Here is a 15,245-nt window from a genome sequence, read left to right as displayed (position 1 = left end):
ATGAGCTTCGGGGACTACCAGATCGAGCTCTACCTCGGTGCGCTCGGCGGGGTGCTCCCCGCCCACCCCTTCGACTACGCCGACCTGGAGGCCCGGGCCCTCGCGGCGCTCCCGCCGGAGCTGCGGACCTATGTCGCCGGGGGAGCCGGCGACGAGGCCACCCAGCGGGCCAACGTCGCGGCCTTCCAGCGCTACGCCGTGGTGCCGCGGATGCTGCGCGCGCCGGCCGAGCGCGACCTGTCGGTGGAGCTGTTCGGGCGGACGCTGGCCAGCCCGCTGCTGCTGGCCCCGGTCGGTGTCCTCGGTCTCTGCACGCCCGACCAGCACGGCGACGTCCACGGCGCCGAGGTGGCGGCGGCGACCGGTGTGCCCCTCATCGGGTCGACGCTGATGAGCGACCCGCTCGAGGATGTCGCGGTCGCGGCGGGAGACGCGGGGAGGTGGTTCCAGCTCTACACGCCGAAGAACCGCGACCTCGCCGCCAGCCTCGTGCGGCGCGCCGAGCGGGCCGGCTACGAGGCGATCGTGATCACCCTCGACACGTGGGTGCCCGGCTGGCGACCGCGCGACCTCGCCAGCGGGAACTTCCCCCAGCTGCGCGGGAAGGCGTTGGCCAACTACACCTCCGACCCGGTGTTCCAGGAGATGACCGGCCCGAACCCGGACCCGGGCACCGTCGTGATGACCTGGGTCGGCACCTTCGGGCACCCCGTCACCTGGGACGACCTGCCCTGGCTGCGGTCCCTGACCGACCTGCCGATCCTGCTCAAGGGCATCTGCCATCCCGACGACGCCCGCCGCGCGATCGACGAGGGCGCCGACGGCATCTACTGCTCCAACCACGGCGGCCGGCAGGCCAACGGCGGGGGAGCGGCGCTGGACTGGCTCCCCGACGTCGTGACGGCGGTCGACGGCCGCGCGCCGGTCGTGTTCGACTCCGGCGTGCGCACCGGCGCCGACGTCGTCAAGGCACTCGCCCTCGGTGCCGACGCGGTCGCGATCGGCCGGCCCTACGTCTACGCGCTCGCCCTCGGCGGCGTCCCGGGCGCGATCCACCAGGTCCGCGCCCTGCAGGCCGAGATCGACCTGATCATGGCCGTCGACGGCTATCCCGCCCTGGCCGATCTCGGCCCCGACGCCCTGCGGAGGATCCCCACATGACCTTCGGTGCCCGCCTGTCCTCGGTCGTGGCCGAGCGCGGTCCCTTCTGCGTCGGCATTGACCCTCATGCGAGCCTGCTCCGCGCTTGGGGGTACGACGACGACGTCGCCGGGCTGGAGCGGTTCGCGCTCGGCGCGGTCGAGGCCCTGGCGCCGCACTGCGGCGTCGTGAAGCCGCAGTCCGCCTTCTACGAGCGCTTCGGCAGTCGCGGTGTGGCGGTGCTGGAGCGGGTCATCGCCGAGTCGAGGGCCGCCGGCGCGCTCGTGCTGCTCGACGTCAAGCGCGGCGACATCGGCTCGACGTCGCAGGCCTACGCCGACGCGTACCTCGATCCCGCCTCGCCGCTGGCGTGCGATGCGGTCACGGTGAGCCCGTTCCTCGGCTTCGGCTCGCTGCAGCCCTTCGTGGACACCGCCGTCAAGCACGACGGCGGCCTCTTCGTGCTGGCCGCGACCTCCAACAAGGAGGGGCCGGAGGTGCAGAGCGCCGTCACCGACGGCCGCACGGTCTCGGCGACCGTGCTCGACCATCTGCGCGGGCTCAACGCCGGTGCCGTCCCGCTCGGCTCCTTCGGCGCGGTCGTCGGCGCCACGTTGGCGGACGACCGCGGCCTGGACCTCGCGTTCAACGGCCCGATCCTGGCGCCCGGGTACGGCGAGCAGGGCGGCACGACCGACGACGTCCGCCGGATCTTCGGGGCCAGCGCCGGCAACGTCCTGGCGAGCTCGTCGCGTGGCGTGCTGCGGCTCGGTCCCGACCCGGTGGCGATGCGCGACGCGGTGCTGCGGACCAACGACGAGCTGCGCGCGCTTCGGGGCTGAGCCCCGATGCCGAGCGTGCGCCGTCACCTGCCGCTGCTGCTCCTCGCCGTCGCCGCGGTGCTGGTGGCGGGCTTCCTCGTCGTGCGAGGTGGCGAGGACGATCCCTTCGCCGACTACTGCTCCGAGATCGCCGACCGTCGCGAGGACGTGGGCGCCGCGCTGTCCGCCGGCGAGACGACCGGCCTGCTCAGGGCCCTGCCGAGCTTCGCGGCGCTGGCCGAGGAGTCCCCCGACGACATCCGGGCGGACTGGACGCTCGTCGTCGAGCGGATCGCCGACCTGGAGGAGGCTCTCGACGCCGCCGGGGTCGACCCGGCGACGTACCGTCCCGACGCGCCGCCGTCCGGGCTGGGTGACGACGATCGGACGGCCATCGAGACGGCCGCGGTCCGGCTCGGCTCGCAGGAGACCGCGACCGCGCTGGCCCGGGTCGAGCAGCAGGCACGCGATGTCTGCAAGACGCCGCTGAGCCTGTGACCTCGACGCGGACCGGGCCGCGTTGCCGACGGGGAACCCCTGTGGCTAGATTGGCAGCCGGCTCGCACCCGCCGACCGTCCGACCGAAGGATCTCGCACTCGTGGCTCTGCCTCCCCTGACCCCTGAACAGCGCCAGGCCGCCCTCGAGAAGGCAGCGGCTGCCCGCCGGGAGCGGGCGGAGGTCAAGAACCGGCTGAAGAACTCGGGCGGTTCCATCCGGGACGTGCTGCAGCAGGGCCAGGTCAACGAGGTGATCGGCAAGATGAAGGTCCTCGACCTCCTCCAGTCGGTGCCCGGCCTCGGGAAGGTCCGTGCCCGGCAGGTGATGGAGCGCCTCGGGATCGCCGAGTCGCGCCGGGTCCGCGGGCTCGGCGCCAAGCAGGTCGCCGCGCTCGAGCGCGAGTTCGCCGACCAGTAATGCCGGCACAGCTCTTCGTCCTCGCCGGGCCCACCGCGGTCGGCAAGGGCACGGTCGCGGCTGCGATGCGCGAGCGGCATCCGGAGATCTACCTGTCCGTGTCGAGCACCACGCGTCCGCCGCGGCCCGGCGAGCTCGACGGGGTCCACTACCACTTCGTCTCCGCCGAGGAGTTCGACCGCATGGTCGCCGACGGCCAGATGCTCGAGTGGGCCGTGGTGCACGGGGTCCACCGGTACGGCACGCCGCGCGGACCGGTCGACGCCGCCCTGGCCGCCGGCCGCCCCGCGCTGCTCGAGATCGATCTCCAGGGTGCGCGGCAGGTGCGGACGTCCATGCCGGAGGCGGTCTTCGTCTTCCTCAAGCCCCCGACATGGGAGGAGCTGGTCCGCCGGCTCGTCGGCCGCGGGACCGAGGACGAGGAGGAGCGCGAGCGTCGCCTGGCCACCGCGCGTGAGGAGCTGGCCGCTGAGGCGGAGTTCGACGTGACCATCGTGAACCGCGAAGTTCACGCTGCCGTCGAGGAGTTGGTAGCCTTGATGGTTGATCCCCGCTGATCGACCCGATCGGCGGCCGTTTGTCTTCCGCCCGTCCATCTCTGTGAGGCTTCCTACGTGTCTGCCCCGAACATCGCCGCCGAGGGTGTCACCAACCCTCCCATCGACGACCTGCTGTCCAAGACCGACAGCAAGTACAAGCTGGTGCTCTACAGCGCCAAGCGCGCGCGGCAGATCAACGCCTACTACTCGCAGCTCGGTGAGGGCCTGCTCGAGTACGTCGGCCCGCTCGTGGAGACCCACGTCCAGGAGAAGCCCCTCTCGATCGCGCTGCGCGAGATCAACGAGGACCTGCTGACCTGCGAGGACATCGACCCCGCCGAGCTCGCCGCCGAGCAGGCCGCCGCGGCCGCTGCCGCGGTCGCCACCGAGGCCCCGGTCGCCGACGCCGAGTGATCTGACGCCCTCCATGTCCGGCCGCAGGGTGGTGCTCGGCGTCTCGGGCGGCATCGCCGCCTACAAGGCATGCGAGCTGCTGCGGCGGCTCACGGAGTCCGGGCACGACGTGACCGTCGTGCCGACGGCCGCGGCGCTGGAGTTCGTCGGTGCCCCCACCTGGGCGGCGCTGTCGGGCAAGCCGGTGTCCGCGGAGGTGTGGGACGGCGTCCACGAGGTGCCGCACGTGCGGCTCGGGCAGACGGCGGACCTCGTCGTCGTCGCGCCCGCGACCGCCGACCTCCTGGCCAAGGCCGCCCACGGGCTGGCCGACGACCTGCTCACCAACACGCTGCTGACCGCCCGGTGCCCGGTCGTGCTGGCGCCGGCCATGCACACCGAGATGTGGGAGCACCCGGCCACCACCGCCAATGTCGCCACGCTGCGCTCCCGCGGCGTGCTGGTGATCGAGCCGGCCGAGGGCCGGCTCACCGGTGCCGACACCGGCAAGGGCCGCCTGCCCGACCCCGAGGAGATCTTCGAGGTCGCCCGCGACGTGCTGGCCCGCTCGCAGTCGGCCGCGGCGGGCGCCGTACAGGACCTGGCCGGACGCCACGTCGTCGTCTCCGCCGGCGGCACCCGCGAGCGCCTCGATCCCGTCCGCTTCCTCGGCAACCGCTCCTCGGGCCGCCAGGGCTATGCCCTCGCGCGCGCCGCGACGGCGCGCGGAGCCGAGGTCACCCTGATCGCGGCCAACGTGAGCCTGCCCGACCCGGCGGGGGTCAAGGTCGTCCGCGTCGAGTCGACGTCCGAGCTGCGCGACGCGGTGCTCTCAGCCGCGGCCACCGCCGACGCCGTGGTCATGTCGGCGGCACCGGCCGACTTCCGGCCGGTGTCGACCTCGGAGACGAAGATCAAGAAGGCCGACGACGGATCGGCACCGTCGATCACCCTGGAACAGAATCCCGACATCCTCAAGGAGATCTCGACCCACCGGGCCCGCCCGGAGGCCGTGATCGTCGGATTCGCCGCCGAGACCGGCGATGCCACCGGCAGCGTGCTGGAGCTGGCCCGCACCAAGCTGGCCCGCAAGGGCTGTGACCTGCTCGTCGTCAACGACGTCAGCGGGGGAGCCGTCTTCGGGAGCCTCGACAACGAGGCGGTGATCCTCGGCGCCGACGGCTCCGCCGTCGACGTACCCCACGGCACGAAGTCGGCCCTCGCCCACCTCATCTGGGACCAGGTCGCCGCCAGACTTTCCTGAGACGAATCGGGCATCACCCCAGCTCATCCGTATCGTTGGACCACCGCCCCACCCGCCCCCAACCAGGAGTTCCCACCACCATGACCGGACGTCTGTTCACGTCGGAATCGGTGACCGAGGGTCACCCGGACAAGATCGCCGACCAGATCAGCGACACCGTGCTCGACTACCTGCTCGAGCACGATCCCCAGAGCAGGGTCGCTGTCGAGACCCTGCTGACCACCGGCCTGGTGGTGGTCGCGGGCGAGGTGACGACCGAGGCCTACGCCCCGGTCGCTCAGCTGGTGCGCGAGAAGATCCTCGAGATCGGCTACGACTCCTCTGAGAAGGGCTTCGACGGCAACTCCTGTGGCGTGCAGGTGGCGATCGGCGCGCAGTCGGCCGACATCGCGCAGGGCGTCGACGACGCGTTCGAGGAGCGGGTCGACGGTTCAGGCGACGAGCTCGACCGCCAGGGCGCGGGCGACCAGGGCCTGATGTTCGGCTACGCCTGCGACGACACCCCGGAGCTCTTCCCGCTGCCGATCAAGATCGCGCAGACGCTGGCCGAGCGGCTCACCGCGGTGCGCAAGGACGGCACGCTGCCGTACCTCCGTCCCGACGGCAAGACCCAGGTCACCATCGAGTACGACGAGGACGACCGCCCGGTGCGCGTCGACACCGTCGTGCTGTCGACCCAGCACGCCGAGGACGTCGACCAGGACACCCTGGCCAAGGACATCACCGTCAACGTGATCGAGCCGGTCCTCGAGCAGTTCGCCTCGTCCGTCCCGTCCGAGGGCCACCAGCTCTTCATCAACCCCACCGGCCGCTTCGTCGTCGGTGGCCCGATGGGTGACGCCGGCCTGACCGGGCGCAAGATCATCGTCGACACCTACGGCGGCATGGCCCGGCACGGTGGCGGCGCGTTCTCGGGCAAGGACCCGTCCAAGGTCGACCGCTCGGCGGCCTACGCCATGCGCTGGGTCGCCAAGAACATCGTCGCCGCGGGCCTGGCCCGTCGCGCCGAGGTCCAGGTCGCCTACGCGATCGGCGTCGCCAAGCCGGTCGGCGTCTTCGTCGAGACCTTCGGCACCGGTGTCGTCGCCGACGAGAAGATCCAGGAGGCCGTGCTCGAGGTCTTCGACCTGCGTCCGGCCGCGATCCTGCGCGACCTCGACCTGCGTCGCCCGATCTACGCCAAGACGGCCGCCTACGGCCACTTCGGTCGCGAGCTCCCCGAGTTCACCTGGGAGCGCACCGACCGCGCCGAGGCGCTCAAGGCCGCAGCCGGCATCTGATCCGCCGACCCGGCGCAGATTGAACCGTCTTCTGCCTCGACCCGGCGCAGATTGAACTCGAATGTGGTCAATCTGCGCCGGGTCGGCGCGTTTTCGAGTTCAATCTGCGACGGGTCGGGGATGGATCGGAACCCGCTGGTAGAACTTCCGCCATGACCCCCACTCCCGACGAGCCGGCGCTGGAGTTGCCGGGCCTCGTCCGGGACCGGGCGGCCGAGGGGCGTGCCAAGGCGGCCGCGACGCGGGCGCGGAAGGTGGCCGAGGCGGAGATCGCCGAGGTCGACCCGGTGGCCCGGGTCGTGCTCGACGTGGCGCTGGCCCACCTCGACCGGGTCTTCGACTACGCCGTCCCGGCCGCGATGGCGGAGGGGGCCGTGCCCGGCAGCCGGGTCAAGGTGCGCTTCGGTGGACAGGACGTCGACGGGTTCGTCGTCAGCCGGTCCGCCGCCTCCGACCACGAGGGCCGGCTGACTCCGCTCAAGCGGTCGGTCAGCCCCGAGCCCGTCCTGAGCCCCGCGGTGGCGGAGCTGTGCTCCCGGGTGGCGGAGCGGTACGCCGGCGTCAGCGCCGACGTGCGCCGGCTCGCGGTCCCGCCCCGCCACGCCACCACCGAGCGGGAGCCGACGCCCCCCGAGCCGCTCCTGACGTACGACGCCGACGGGGCCGAGCGCGCCTGGTCGGCCTATCCCGCAGCAGGCCCGTTCCTGGCTCACCTGCGCAGCGGGCATCCGCCGCGCGCGGTGTGGTCGGCCGGGCCGGGGGAGGACTGGCCGCTGCTGCTCGCCCACCTCGCCGGCGCCGCCCTGGCGGCCGGTCGGGGAAGCGTGCTGTGCCTGCCCGACCACCGTGACGTCGCCCGCCTCGATGCCGCCCTCACCGCACTGCTGGGCGCGGGCCACCACGTCGCGCTGCACGCCGACCCCGGGCCCGCGGCGCGCTATCGGGAGTTCCTCGCGGTCAGCAGGGGGGAGCGACGGATCGTGGTCGGCACCCGCTCCGCGGCGTTCGCCCCGGTCCGCGACCTGGGGCTCGTGGCGATGTGGGACGACGGCGACGACCTGCACGCCGAGCCGCGGGCGCCCTACCCGCATGTCCGTGAGGTGCTGCTGCTGCGCGCGGAGCAGGAGCGGGCCGCGGCCCTGGTGGGCGGCTTCGCCCGGACCGTCGAGGCCCAGCACCTGCTCCACACCGGCTGGGCGCGCGAGATCGCGCTGCCGCGGTCCGCGGTGCGGGAGCGGGCGCTGATCGGCATCAGCGGGGCGACCGATGTCGCGATCGCGCGAGACCCGAGCGCCGGCGCCGCCCGGGTGCCCCACGAGGCCCACGACGCGCTGCGCTGGGGTCTCGCGCGGGGACCGGCGTTGGTCCAGACCCCGCGCTCCGGGTACGCCCTGCGGCTGGCCTGCGAACGGTGCCGGACGCCGGCGCGCTGCCGGGCGTGCTCAGGACCGTTGGAGCTGACCGGACCGACCACGCCGCCGCGCTGTCGCTGGTGCGCCACCGAGGCGCCCGGCTGGTCGTGCGCCGAGTGCGGCGCGACCGGGCTGCGGGCGCCGGTCGTCGGCGACGCGCGGACCGCCGACGAGCTGGGCCGCAGCTTCCCGAAGGTCCCGGTGGTGTCGTCCTCGGGCGACCAGGTCAGGGCCCGGGTGGGTCCGGAGCCGCGGATCGTGGTCGCCACACCGGGGGCCGAGCCGGTCGCCGACGGCGGGTACGCCGTCGTCGTGCTGCTCGACACCTGGTGGGCGCTGGGGCGTGACAGCATGCGCGCTCCTGAGGAGGCGCTGCGTCGCTGGTGCAATGCCGTCGGGCTGCTCGGGACCGGCGGGCGGGCGCTGGCCGTCGGCGATCCGGCGGCCCCCGCGCTGCAGGCGCTGGTGCGCTGGGACCCGGCCGGGTTCGCCGTACGCGAGGCCGAGGAGCGGTGGGAGGCCCGGCTGCCGCCCGCGGCCCGACTGGCCACCGTCGTCGGCCCGCCGGGGGCGCTCGACGACCTGCAGGCGCTGCTGGCGCTCCCCGAGAGCGCCGAGGTGCTCGGTCCGGTCCCGACGAGCGACCCCGACGTCGAGCGGCTGGTCCTGCGGGTCCCGCGCGCCCAGGGCGGCGAGCTCGCCCGGGCGCTGGGGGAGGCCCAGCGGCTGCGCTCGGCGCGCAAGCTCGACCCCGTCCGGATCCAGGTCGATCCCTGGGAGCTGTGAGTGCCGGGCACGTGGCTAGGCTGACGCAGTGGCGATCCGACCCATCCGACTCTTCGGCGACCCCGTCCTGCGCAAGCCCGCGATCGAGGTCGTCCACTTCGACGCCGAGCTGCGCCAGCTGGTCACCGACCTGACCGACACCATGCTCGACGCGCCGGGGGCAGGTCTGGCCGCGCCCCAGATCGGCGTGGGCCTGCGGGTCTTCACCTGGTACGTCGACGGCGAGGTCGGTCACCTCGTGAACCCGACGCTGCGGCTGTCCGACGAGACCCAGGACGGCCCCGAGGGCTGCCTGTCGCTCCCCGAGCTCACCTACGACTGCCTGCGCGCGCTCTCCGTGGTCGCGAGCGGCTTCACCATGCACGGCGAGCCGGTGACCGTCGAGGGCTCCGACCTGCTCGCCCGCGCGATCCAGCACGAGACCGACCACCTGGACGGGATCTTGTTCATCGACCGCCTCGACGACGCGGGCCGCAAGGCCGCGATGCGCGAGATCCGCGAGTCGGAGTGGTTCGGCCTGGAGAAGCCCACCGTCAAGGTGTCGCCGCACGCGACAGGGGGCTTCGGTCGATGAGGCCCCTACGACTCGTCTTCGCCGGCACCCCCGAGGTCGCTGTCCCCGCACTCGACGCGATCGTCGCGTCCGGCCACGAGCTGGTCGGCACGGTCACCCGCCCCGACGCGCCCGCCGGTCGCGGGCGCAAGCTCACGCCGAGCCCGGTGGCGCAGCGGGCGGAGGAGCTGGGCGTTCCCGTCCTCAAGCCCGTGCACCCCCGCGATCCGGAGTTCCAGGAGGCGCTGCGGGCGCTGGAGCCGGACTGCTGCCCGGTCGTGGCCTACGGCGCGCTCATCCCGCGCAGCGCCCTCGACATCCCGCGGCACGGCTGGGTCAACCTGCACTTCTCGGTGCTGCCGGCCTGGCGCGGCGCGGCGCCGGTGCAGCACTCGATCTGGGGTGGCGACGAGTACACCGGCGCCACCACGTTTCGGATCGTCGAGGCGCTCGACGCCGGCCCGACGTTCGGGGTGATGACCGAGCGGATCCGGCCGACCGACACCGCCGGCGATCTGCTCGGCCGTCTCGCGGAGGGCGGGGCGAGCCTGCTGGTCGCCACGCTCGACGGCATCGCCGACGGCTCCATCGAGGCCCGCGAGCAGCCCGCCGACGGGATCAGCCTGGCCCCGAAGATCACCGTTGACGACGCGCGCGTGGACTGGAAGGAGCCCGCGGTCGGCGTCGACCGGCGGATCCGCGCCTGCACCCCCGGCCCCGGTGCGTGGACCACGCTCGACGGCGAGCGGGTCAAGCTCGGCCGGGTCGAGATCGTCCCCGCCAACTCCGAAGGCCCCGAGCTCCTGCCCGGTGCGATCAGCGTCGGGAAGAGCGAGGTCCTCGTCGGCACGGGCAGCGACCCGGTGCGGCTGACCGAGGTCAAGGCGTTCGGGAAGAGGCAGATGGGCGCGGCCGACTGGGCGCGCGGCGTGCGCCTGCCGGAGACCGCGACCTTTGAGTAGGCCTCCCTCGAGCAGACCGACGCGGCGGGTGGTCGACCCCGCCCGGCTGGCCGCCTTCGAGGTCCTGAAGGCGGTGCGCGTCGACGACGGCTACACGAACCTGCTGCTCCCCACCGTCTTGGCTCGGCACGGCCTGACCGGGCGCGATGCCGCCTTCGCGACCGAGCTGGCCTCGGGCACGATCCGTCGACAGGGCACGTACGACGCCGTGCTGGCCGCCTGCGTCGACCGGCCGCTGCGCAAGGTCGAGGCGAAGGTGCTCGACGCCCTGCGCCTCGGAGTCCACCAGCTGCTGGCCATGCGCGTGCCGACCCACGCGGCCATCGACACGACGGTCACGCTCGTCCGGGTCCAGGTCAACCAGGGGGCGGCCGGCTTCTGCAACGCCGTGCTGCGCAAGATCGCGGCGCAGGACCTCGATGCCTGGCTGGCGCAGGTGGCGCCGACGGACCTCGCGACCGCCCACAGCCACCCCGCGTGGATGGTCGAGGAGCTGCGACGCGCCCTGGGCAGCCACGCCGACGAGCTCCCGGAGCTGCTGGCCGCCGACAACCTGCCGCCACGGGTCACCCTGGTCGCTCGGCCCGGACGCGCGGAGCGCCAGGAGCTGCCCGGCACGCCGACCCGCTACTCGCCCCATGGTGTCGTCCTCGACGGCGGCGACCCGGCCGACGTCCCCGCAGTCGCCGAGGGCCGGGCGGGTGTCCAGGACGAGGGCTCCCAGCTGGTCGCGCTGGCCTTGGCGGCGGCTCCCGTCGCGGGGCGCGACGAGCGCTGGGTGGACCTGTGCGCCGGCCCCGGTGGCAAGGCGGCCCTGCTCGCCGCCCTCGCCGCCCAGCGCGGTGCCGCCGTGACCGGGGTCGAGCTGCACCACCACCGGGCCCGCCTCGTCGCGCGTGCGGTCGCCTCCGGGCCCGGCCTCGCGGGCGTGGTCCAGTCCGACGCCACCCGGGCCCCGTTCGCCGACGGCAGCGCCGACCGGATCCTGCTCGACGCGCCGTGCACCGGTCTGGGGGCTCTCCGCCGGCGCCCCGAGGCACGCTGGCGCCGCACCCCCGCGGACCTCGCCGAGCTCGTCCCGCTCCAACGGGCGCTTCTCGGCGAGGCGGCCCGGGTGCTGCGCCCCGGGGGAGCGCTGCTCTACGCGACCTGCTCGCCCGCGCTGGCCGAGACCGCCGACGTCGTGACCGCGACCCTCGCCGACCACGCTGCGTCGGGGCTCCGGCTCGACGACGTGCGCGAGCACCTGCCCGCCGTACCGGACGCGGAGGGGCCGCTGCTCGGCACCGTCCAGCTGTGGCCGCACCGTCACGGCACCGACGCGATGTTCCTCGCCCTGCTGCGCCGGGAATGACCCGGAGTAGTTGACGGTTCAACCAGTCATGAAGAAGATCGGGTTCCTCTCGTTCGGCCACTGGTCGCCGAGCCCGCACTCGCAGGTGCGGACCGCGTCCGACACGCTGCTCCAGTCGATCGACCTCGCGGTCGCCGCCGAGGAGCTGGGTGCGGACGGCGCCTACTTCCGGGTGCACCACTTCGCCCGCCAGCTCGCCAGTCCGTTCCCGCTGCTGGCCGCGATCGGCGCGCGGACCAGCCGGATCGAGATCGGCACCGGCGTGATCGACATGCGCTACGAGAACCCCCTGTACTTCGCCGAGGACGCCGGCGCCGCCGACCTGATCTCCGGCGGCCGCCTGCAGCTCGGCATCTCGCGCGGATCACCGGAGCAGGTCGTCGACGGGTGGCGTCACTTCGGGTACGCGCCCGCCGAGGGCGAGACCGAGGCCGACATGGCCCGCCGGCACACCGAGGTCCTGCTCCAGGCGCTGAAGGGGGAGGGCTTCGCGCAGCCCAGCCCGCGGCCGATGTTCGCCAACCCGCCCGGGCTGCTGCGCCTCGAGCCCCACTCCGAGGGCCTGCGCGAGCGGATCTGGTGGGGCGCCGCCTCGAACGGGACCGCGCGCTGGGCAGCCGAGATGGGCATGAACCTGATGAGCTCCACCCTCAAGGAGGACGAGAGCGGCCAGCCGTTCCACGTGCAGCAGGCCGACCAGATCCGGGTGTTCCGCGAGGCGTGGGCCGCGGCGGGCCACACCCACGAGCCGCGGGTCTCCGTCAGCCGCTCCATCTTCCCCCTCGTCTCGGACGAGGACCGGATGTACTTCGGTGGGCGTCCCGAGGACGACCAGGTCGGCCAGATCGACGACATGCGGGCGATCTTCGGCCGCTCGTACGCCGCCGAGCCGGACCGGCTCGTCGAGCAGCTGCGCGACGACGAGGCCATCGCCGAGGCGGACACGGTGCTGCTGACGGTCCCCAACCAGCTGGGTGTCGACTACAACGCCCACGTCCTCGAGTCGGTCCTCACCCACCTGGCGCCGGAGCTGGGCTGGCGCTGACCTGGGCGAGGAACTGCCGGATCGTGTCCCGGCTCCGGCTCAGGCACGAGATCCGCCGCTCGAGCCCGACGAGCTCGTCGGCGAGCAGGGTCGCGACCTCGGCCGAGCAGGTGGGCCGCTCCAGGGCGCAGGCGGCCTCGGCGTCGAGGAGGACCTTGACCAGTCGGGTGGGCACGCCGGCCTGCACCAGGCCGGCGACGCGCTCGATCCGCTCGACGTGGGCCTCGGCGTAGGTGCGGTAGCCGTTGGGGAGGCGGTCCGCGCTGAGCAGGCCCTGCTGCTCGTAGTAGCGGATCAGGCGGGCGGCTACCCCGGTCCGCTCGGCCAGCTCGCCGATCCTCATGTTCCCTGCCTCACATCCCCGTCGACATACCTTGACATTGACACCAGTGTCAGAGTCTAGCGTCGAGGACATGGCCCTCACCACCCCCGCACCCACCTCTCTGACGCCGGCCGACCCGACCGACCGCCTGCCCTGGCCCGTCCTGCTCACCCTCGGCGGCGCCACCCTCGTCATGGTCACCGGCGAGATGCTGCCGACCGCCGTCCTCAGCCCGATGAGCCGCGGCCTCGGGGTCGCGGAGTCCGCCGCCGGCCTGCTCGTCAGCCTCTGGGCGGCGGTGGTCGTCGTGGCGAGCATCCCGCTCGTCCGGCTCACCCGCGGTGTCCCTCGCCCGACGGTGATCGCGGGCAGTCTGGTCGCGTTCGCGGTGGCCGCGGTCGGCACCGCCCTCGCGCCGTCGTACGTCGTCGCGGTGGTCGCCCGCACCCTCGGGGCCGCGGCGGTCGGCCTGCTCTGGTCCACGGTCAACGCCCACGTCGCCGACCTGGTGCCAGACCGGCTCCTCGGCCGTGCGACGTCCGTGGTGCTCGGTGGGGCGACCCTCGGCATGGTGCTCGGTACGCCGATCGGGCGGCTGGTCGCAGACCTCGCGGGCTGGCGGGCGTCGTTCGTGGTGCTGGCCGGGATCAGCCTGATCGCCGCCGTGCTGGTGCTCCGGACGGTGCCCGTCGCCGGGGCCGTGCCGGCGTCCCAGGCGAGCGACGGAGGGTCGCACGGCTCGCTGCGGGCGATGGTCGTCGTGACCCTGCTGGTCGCGCTGGTGCTGGTCGGCCACTACGGCGCGTACACCTTCGTCACCCGGCTGGCCGGGCCGCCCGCCGCTGCCCTGCTGGTGTTCGGCCTCTCGTCGGCGGTCGGCGTCGTGGTCGCCGGCCGCTTCGAGCGGACCGGGGCCGGCCTGGTGGTCGCGGCGGTCCTCACGGCGGTCGGGGTCCTCGCCGTCGGCCGGTACGGCGGCCTGCCGCTCGTCGCGCTGTGGGGCCTCGCGTCCGGTGCGCTGCCGCCCTTCGCGCAGACGCTCATCCTGCGTCTCGCCGGCCCCGGTCATCGGGCGCTGGCCGGCGCGCTGATCCCGGTGCTGTTCAACGGGGGGATCGCGGTCGGTGCTGCGTTGGCGTCCGGCATCGTCGCGGCGCAGGGCGTCGGCGCACTCGGACTGCCCGCGGCGACCCTGATCGCCGTGGCCGCGCTCGGTCTGGCCCGTGCCACCCGTGCCTCGACGCCGACCCCGACGCCGACCCCGACGTCGCCCGCCAGCACGGTCTAGCGGGCCGGGCGGTCCCAACGCGGGGCGAACACGAGCCCGTCGACGAAGGCGTCGAGGTCGGCGGGCGACAGGCCGCCCTCGCCACCTTGCAGCGTGGCGAAGTAGTTGCCGTGGGGAGCGCTCATCCAGAGGGCCGAGCCCTCCTTGTCGGGGTTGCCCTTCCAGGCCTCGTACTCCGAGCGCGGACGGGCCACCACGGAGACGCCCAGCTCGCCGCGGGTGCACCAGGCCTTCTCGTCGATCGCGAAGTACTCGCAGGTCCAGCCGGGCACGTCGACCACGACCGGGAACGCGGGGTCGCCCTCGGCGGCCGGGGCCGTCGTCGCGGCTCCGGGAGCCGTCACCGTCGCGGTCGCGGTCGGGCGCTGCGCGCCCGAGTCGTCGCGGGCCGCCGTACCGCCACCGGACAGCAGGCCGGCGCCCACCGAGACGGCGGCAACCGCCGCGACGCCCGCGGCGGCCCCGGAGACCGCGAGCCGACGACGGCGCAGCCGGAGCCCCGCGGACAGCGAGGTGGCGGCGAGGTGCTCGAGGTCGGGGCGCTCGTCGTTCAGCCGCTCGCGGAGCGCGGGCCCGACGAGGGTGTCGAGGGAGTCGTGGTCGGTCATGGGTGGGTCCTCTCGGAGATCGGGTCGATCAGGGGACGCAGCCGCTGCAGGGCGCGGCGGGCGCGGGTGCGCACCGCCGACTCGCTGATCCCGAGCTCGGCGGCGGTGTCGGCGACGCTGCGGTCCTCCCAGTAGCGCAGGACCACGACGGCACGGTCGAGCGGCGCGAGGCCGGTGAGCGCGACCAGCAGGTCCACCTTCAGTGCCGGGTCCGGACCGGCTTCCGGCGGACCGACGTCGGTGTCGGTGAGGTCGCTCGGCCGCTCGCCGTTGCGCCGCAGCCGCCGGTGCGACAGGAAGGTGTTGAGCAGGATCGTCCGGGCGTAGGCGACCGGGCTCTGCGCCGCCTGCACCTGACGCCACCGCACGAACACCTTGGCGTACGTCGCCTGGGCGAGGTCCTCCGCGAGGTGGTGGTCGCCGGTCAGCAGCAGGGCGGCATGGTGGAGCTGGGCACCGGTCGCGCGCACGAACGCGGTGAACTCCTCGGCCTGCCGGTCTGCCTTCACACCCACCAGACGCTCCGGGCGCCGGGTCGCGTGACAACCCGATCCACGAGCA

17 protein-coding genes are annotated in these 15,245 nt (G+C 73.9%); 14 read left to right on the top strand and 3 right to left on the bottom strand.

The genetic code is table 11. The annotated features are described in order from the left end of the window. The 13 genes from KVF89_RS10950 (at position 1) to KVF89_RS10890 (ending at position 12,466) form a co-directional block, all read left to right on the top strand. A complete protein-coding gene (locus tag KVF89_RS10950) occupies positions 1-1,161 on the top strand; it encodes an alpha-hydroxy-acid oxidizing protein (protein WP_257425599.1) in 1,161 nt (386 codons plus the stop codon). Then, entirely contained in the window at positions 1,158-1,982 is an 825-nt protein-coding gene (pyrF, locus tag KVF89_RS10945) for an orotidine-5'-phosphate decarboxylase (RefSeq protein WP_257425596.1), read from the top strand. The genes KVF89_RS10950 and pyrF overlap by 4 nt, the downstream gene beginning before the upstream one ends. A gap of 6 nt (positions 1,983-1,988) precedes the next feature. After that, entirely contained in the window at positions 1,989-2,459 is a 471-nt protein-coding gene (locus KVF89_RS10940) for a hypothetical protein (RefSeq protein ID WP_257425594.1), read from the top strand. A gap of 101 nt (positions 2,460-2,560) precedes the next feature. Further along, entirely contained in the window at positions 2,561-2,878 is a 318-nt protein-coding gene (gene mihF, locus KVF89_RS10935) for an integration host factor, actinobacterial type (RefSeq protein WP_257425591.1), read from the top strand. Further along, positions 2,878-3,435 carry a guanylate kinase gene (gene gmk, locus KVF89_RS10930; protein ID WP_257425589.1) on the top strand — a complete coding sequence of 186 codons (558 nt, stop codon included), beginning with the start codon at positions 2,878-2,880 and terminating at the stop codon, positions 3,433-3,435. Before mihF ends, gmk begins: the two co-directional genes overlap by 1 nt. Positions 3,436-3,492: 57 nt before the next feature. Further along, a complete protein-coding gene (rpoZ, locus tag KVF89_RS10925; RefSeq protein ID WP_257425587.1) occupies positions 3,493-3,831 on the top strand; it encodes a DNA-directed RNA polymerase subunit omega in 339 nt (112 codons plus the stop codon). Further along, entirely contained in the window at positions 3,788-5,074 is a 1,287-nt protein-coding gene (coaBC, locus tag KVF89_RS10920) for a bifunctional phosphopantothenoylcysteine decarboxylase/phosphopantothenate--cysteine ligase CoaBC (RefSeq protein ID WP_504928547.1), read from the top strand. Before rpoZ ends, coaBC begins: the two co-directional genes overlap by 44 nt. 80 nt (positions 5,075-5,154) lie before the next feature. Then, the gene (gene metK / locus KVF89_RS10915) at positions 5,155-6,354 is read left to right on the top strand and encodes a methionine adenosyltransferase (RefSeq protein ID WP_257425585.1); all 1,200 of its coding nucleotides are present in this window, start codon (positions 5,155-5,157) and stop codon (positions 6,352-6,354) included. A 152-nt stretch (positions 6,355-6,506) separates the two neighbouring features. Then, positions 6,507-8,552 (top strand): primosomal protein N', encoded by a 2,046-nt coding sequence (locus KVF89_RS10910; protein WP_257425583.1) that lies wholly within the window; start codon positions 6,507-6,509, stop codon positions 8,550-8,552. Positions 8,553-8,580: 28 nt separating this feature from the next. Further along, the gene (gene def / locus KVF89_RS10905) at positions 8,581-9,126 is read left to right on the top strand and encodes a peptide deformylase (RefSeq protein ID WP_257425582.1); all 546 of its coding nucleotides are present in this window, start codon (positions 8,581-8,583) and stop codon (positions 9,124-9,126) included. Continuing rightward, positions 9,123-10,067 carry a methionyl-tRNA formyltransferase gene (gene fmt, locus KVF89_RS10900; RefSeq protein ID WP_257425581.1) on the top strand — a complete coding sequence of 315 codons (945 nt, stop codon included), beginning with the start codon at positions 9,123-9,125 and terminating at the stop codon, positions 10,065-10,067. Before def ends, fmt begins: the two co-directional genes overlap by 4 nt. A gap of 28 nt (positions 10,068-10,095) precedes the next feature. After that, positions 10,096-11,421, top strand: coding sequence for an RsmB/NOP family class I SAM-dependent RNA methyltransferase (locus tag KVF89_RS10895; protein ID WP_257425579.1), 1,326 nt, complete (start codon positions 10,096-10,098; stop codon positions 11,419-11,421). A gap of 28 nt (positions 11,422-11,449) precedes the next feature. Next, a complete protein-coding gene (locus KVF89_RS10890) occupies positions 11,450-12,466 on the top strand; it encodes an LLM class flavin-dependent oxidoreductase (protein ID WP_257425578.1) in 1,017 nt (338 codons plus the stop codon). Here the strand turns inward: KVF89_RS10890 and KVF89_RS10885 are convergent. Then, positions 12,432-12,809: a MerR family transcriptional regulator gene (locus KVF89_RS10885; protein ID WP_257425577.1), complete on the bottom strand. Its 378-nt coding sequence runs from the start codon at positions 12,807-12,809 to the stop codon at positions 12,432-12,434. The genes KVF89_RS10890 and KVF89_RS10885 overlap by 35 nt on opposite strands. A 70-nt stretch (positions 12,810-12,879) precedes the next feature. Here KVF89_RS10885 and KVF89_RS10880 point away from each other — a divergent pair, with 70 nt between their 5' ends. Continuing rightward, on the top strand, positions 12,880-14,076 hold the full coding sequence (locus tag KVF89_RS10880) for an MFS transporter (protein WP_257425576.1): 1,197 nt from the start codon (positions 12,880-12,882) through the stop codon (positions 14,074-14,076). On the opposite strand, the gene KVF89_RS10875 is transcribed toward KVF89_RS10880, so the two are convergent. Together KVF89_RS10875 and KVF89_RS10870 are read right to left on the bottom strand one after the other, a co-directional pair. Next, a complete protein-coding gene (locus KVF89_RS10875) occupies positions 14,073-14,684 on the bottom strand; it encodes a hypothetical protein (protein WP_257425574.1) in 612 nt (203 codons plus the stop codon). The two genes, KVF89_RS10880 and KVF89_RS10875, sit on opposite strands and share 4 nt — an antisense overlap. Beyond that, entirely contained in the window at positions 14,681-15,199 is a 519-nt protein-coding gene (locus KVF89_RS10870) for a SigE family RNA polymerase sigma factor (protein WP_257425572.1), read from the bottom strand. The genes KVF89_RS10875 and KVF89_RS10870 overlap by 4 nt, the downstream gene beginning before the upstream one ends. Between the last annotated feature and the right edge of the window lie 46 nt (positions 15,200-15,245).

This window comes from Nocardioides carbamazepini (genome assembly GCF_024614185.1).
GTDB lineage: Bacteria > Actinomycetota > Actinomycetes > Propionibacteriales > Nocardioidaceae > Nocardioides > Nocardioides carbamazepini.
This window is presented reverse-complemented; position numbering and strand designations above follow the sequence as displayed.

Excerpts from the sequence above, each read along its gene's own strand:
- KVF89_RS10950 (WP_257425599.1), top strand. The coding sequence starts at position 1 with ATGAGCTTCGGGGACTACCAGATCGAGCTCTACCTCGGTGCGCTCGGC.
- pyrF (WP_257425596.1), top strand. The coding sequence starts at position 1,158 with ATGACCTTCGGTGCCCGCCTGTCCTCGGTCGTGGCCGAGCGCGGTCCC.
- KVF89_RS10940 (WP_257425594.1), top strand. The coding sequence starts at position 1,989 with ATGCCGAGCGTGCGCCGTCACCTGCCGCTGCTGCTCCTCGCCGTCGCC.
- gmk (WP_257425589.1), top strand. The coding sequence starts at position 2,878 with ATGCCGGCACAGCTCTTCGTCCTCGCCGGGCCCACCGCGGTCGGCAAG.
- metK (WP_257425585.1), top strand. The coding sequence starts at position 5,155 with ATGACCGGACGTCTGTTCACGTCGGAATCGGTGACCGAGGGTCACCCG.
- KVF89_RS10910 (WP_257425583.1), top strand. The coding sequence starts at position 6,507 with ATGACCCCCACTCCCGACGAGCCGGCGCTGGAGTTGCCGGGCCTCGTC.
- fmt (WP_257425581.1), top strand. The coding sequence starts at position 9,123 with ATGAGGCCCCTACGACTCGTCTTCGCCGGCACCCCCGAGGTCGCTGTC.
- KVF89_RS10890 (WP_257425578.1), top strand. The coding sequence starts at position 11,450 with ATGAAGAAGATCGGGTTCCTCTCGTTCGGCCACTGGTCGCCGAGCCCG.
- KVF89_RS10885 (WP_257425577.1), bottom strand. The coding sequence starts at position 12,809 with ATGAGGATCGGCGAGCTGGCCGAGCGGACCGGGGTAGCCGCCCGCCTG.
- KVF89_RS10880 (WP_257425576.1), top strand. The coding sequence starts at position 12,880 with ATGGCCCTCACCACCCCCGCACCCACCTCTCTGACGCCGGCCGACCCG.
- KVF89_RS10875 (WP_257425574.1), bottom strand. The coding sequence starts at position 14,684 with ATGACCGACCACGACTCCCTCGACACCCTCGTCGGGCCCGCGCTCCGC.